Here is a 2,278-nt window from a genome sequence, read left to right on the forward strand (position 1 = left end):
GATACGGCAGGCCGCGACAGTCCGTCCTCCTCCGCCACCGCCTCCAGACCCCGCAGCAACTCCTCACGGTCCGTGCCGACCACCACCGCCCGGTGATCGAAGACGGTACGGGCATGCACCAGCGCGGAACCGACCGCAGCCGGGTCCAGCTCCGGCCGCTCGGCAACGAACCCGGCCAGCCGCACGGCCTGCTCACGCAACGCCGCACCACTCCGCCCCGACAACACCCACGGCACCGGACCCTCACCGACGGCCGTTTCGCCCGGCCCCGCTTCCTGCTCCGGAGCCTGCTCCAGAATCAGATGGGCATTCGTGCCGCTGAAGCCGAACGAGGAGACCGCGGCCCGGCGCGGGCGTTCCAGCTCCGGCCAGGGCTGCTCCCGCGTCAGCAGCGAGACGGCGCCCGACTCCCAGTCCACATGACCGGTCGGCTCCTGCACGTGCAACGTGCGCGGCAGCGTTCCCTGCTGGATAGCGAGAACCATCTTGATGACGGCGGCGACGCCTGCGGCGGCCAGCGTGTGTCCGATGTTGGACTTCAACGAGCCGAGCCACAGGGGCTGTTCGGGCGTGTGCTCCTGACCGTACGTGGCCAGCAACGCCTGCGCCTCGATCGGGTCACCCAGCCTGGTGCCGGTGCCGTGTGCGTCGACCGCGTCCACGTCCGCGGCTGTCAGGCCCGCGTTGGTCAGGGCTTGCCGGATCACCCGCTGCTGCGACGGACCGTTCGGCGCCGTCAGACCATTGGACGCACCGTCCTGGTTGACCGCACTGCCCCGCAGCACCGCCAGCACCTCATGACCATTGCGCCGCGCGTCCGACAACCGCTCCAGGAGGACCAGGCCCACGCCCTCGCCCCAGCCGGTGCCGTCCGCGTCCGACGAGAACGCCTTGCAGCGCCCGTCGGCGGAGAGTGCGCGCTGCCGGCTGAACTCGACGAAGTTGACCGGGCCCGCCATGACGGTCGCCCCGCCCGCCAGGGCCAGTCCGCACTCCCCGTTCCGCAGTGCCTGCGCCGCCAGGTGCAGGGCGACCAGCGATGACGAGCACGCCGTGTCCACGGTCATGGCCGGCCCTTCCAGGCCGAGTGTGTAGGAGATGCGGCCCGACGCGACGCTGGTGGTCGTCCCCGTGGAGACGTATCCCTCCAGTTCCTCGGGCAGTTGACCGAAGCGCGTTACATAATCGCTGGTGATCACACCGGCGAACACCCCCGTGTCGCTGCCGCGCAGGGTTTCGGGGTCGATTCCGGCCCGTTCCAGCGTCTCCCACGCCGTTTCCAGGAGCAGTCGCTGCTGCGGGTCCATGGCGAGCGCCTCGCGCGGGTTGATGCCGAAGAAGTCGGCGTCGAACCCGGAGGCGTCGTGCAGGAATCCGCCGTGCCGGGTGTACGAGGTCCCGGTCGCCTCCGGGTTCGGGTCGTAGAGGCCGTCGAGGTCCCAGCCCCGGTCGCTCGGGAAGGGGCCGATGGTGTCGACGCCGTCCCGCAGGAGCTGCCAGAGGTCCTCCGGGGAGGCCACTCCGCCCGGGAACCGGCAGGCCATCGAGACGATGGCGATGGCGTCGTCGTTCTCCTCGGGCTCTGCGGGTCGCGTGCTCGGGGCCGCCGGGGCCGCGGTGGCCGGGCGGTCGCCGAGCAGCACCGTGCGCAGGTGGGTGGCGAGGGCCGCCGGGGTGGGGTGGTCGAACACGAGGGTCGGCGAGAGCCGGTGACCGGTGGTGGCGCCGAGCCGGTTGCGCAGTTCGACGGCGGACAGCGAGTCGAAGCCGAGCGTCTTGAACGTGCGGTTCGGTTCGAGGGCGCTGCCGCCCGAGCGGCCGAGCACCGCCGCGACCTCGTCCCGTACGAGGTCGAGCAACAGCTGCGTCTGCTCCGCCTCGGGCAGTGCGGCCAGGCGTTCGACGAGCGTGGTGCCGCTCTTCGTTCCGGAGCCGCCCGCGGCTGCCCGGCGCATGGGGGCGCGGACCAGGCCGCGCATGATCGGGGGCAGGGCTCCGCGTTCGGCACGCTTGCGCAGGGCGGCGGCGTTCATGGGGATGGCGGCGAGCGCGGGACGGTGGTGTCCGAGCGCTTCGTCGAAGGCTGCGAGCCCCTGCTCGACCGTGAGGGCACCGGCGCCGGTTTCGGCGAGCCGATCCAGATCCGCCCGGCTCAGGGTGCCGCCCATGCCGCCGGACGATTCCCACAGTCCCCAGGCGATGGAGGTGGCGGGGAGTCCTTGGGTGTGGCGGTGGTGGGCGAGGGCGTCGAGGAAGGTGTTGGCGGCGGCGTAGTTGG

The 2,278-nt window shown here is 72.0% G+C and carries 1 protein-coding gene; it reads right to left on the reverse strand.

From position 1 onward, the window contains the following. The coding region (locus tag ACFYW1_RS38960; RefSeq protein ID WP_389004572.1) for a beta-ketoacyl synthase N-terminal-like domain-containing protein at positions 1-2,278 on the reverse strand (2,278 nt) is incomplete at both ends.

Origin of the sequence: Streptomyces sp. NPDC002669, from assembly GCF_042889165.1 — a bacterium.
Taxonomy (GTDB): Bacteria; Actinomycetota; Actinomycetes; order Streptomycetales; family Streptomycetaceae; genus Streptomyces.